The sequence below is a fragment of the Exiguobacterium aurantiacum genome (genome assembly GCF_001766415.1).
GTDB classification, from domain to species: domain Bacteria; phylum Bacillota; class Bacilli; order Exiguobacteriales; family Exiguobacteriaceae; genus Exiguobacterium; species Exiguobacterium aurantiacum_A.
Genome location: NZ_MKXO01000051.1, coordinates 1 through 529, shown reverse-complemented (window position 1 = coordinate 529; position 529 = coordinate 1). Strand labels below are relative to the sequence as shown.

Annotated in this window: 2 protein-coding genes; one reads left to right on the top strand and one right to left on the bottom strand. The window is 41.2% G+C overall.

What is annotated here, in order from left to right:
* Positions 1-128: 128 nt before the first annotated feature.
* Complete coding sequence (locus BJU60_RS14905; RefSeq protein WP_003216400.1) at positions 129-314, top strand: hypothetical protein; 186 nt, start codon at positions 129-131, stop codon at positions 312-314.
* A 52-nt stretch (positions 315-366) separates the two neighbouring features.
* Here the strand turns inward: BJU60_RS14905 and BJU60_RS15115 are convergent.
* Positions 367-529: DHH family phosphoesterase (locus BJU60_RS15115; RefSeq protein ID WP_254281716.1), on the bottom strand; the 163-nt coding region annotated here is incomplete at its 5' end.

Sequence of the window (529 nt, the reverse complement as noted above, 5' to 3'; positions counted from 1 at the left end):
GTATTTCATTTGCTGAATAAGGAGGTTGTGGAATTTTTATGAATTTCTGCCCTCAATGATCGCTTTTCACGCTTCATTTTTATACACTAAAAGTAGAACGAGATCTTAAATAGAAAGAGGTGAGGACAATGGAGGTTTACAGCTATCGTCAAATGGCACGAGACAAAGCAAGCCGGATCAAAGACGGCATGTGCGCCTATGCTGAGACAGAAATGATGGCTCATTTAATTAAAAAAGAATTAAAGCATCAAAATCTCCAAGCCTATGAAGATTCAACAGACATCGGCTGCTGGTTTATCCCTGTATGCAAGTAACCCTTTTCTCCATGACAAAAAAGAGAGAAGGGACTTAAGTATCCCTCCTCTCTTATGATGATGATTTACATACTTCCTCTAAATCACGCAAAATCTCATCTGCTACTGCCCAATCATAAATGGACGCACCGGCTGCAAGCGGGTGGCCGCCGCCATGATATTTTTTCGCAATGGTGTTAATGACGACTCCTTTAGAGCGGAATCTAACACGAATC

Bases quoted from the DNA above. Each gene is read 5' to 3' on its own strand.
- BJU60_RS14905 (WP_003216400.1), top strand. From the start codon at position 129: ATGGAGGTTTACAGCTATCGTCAAATGGCACGAGACAAAGCAAGCCGG.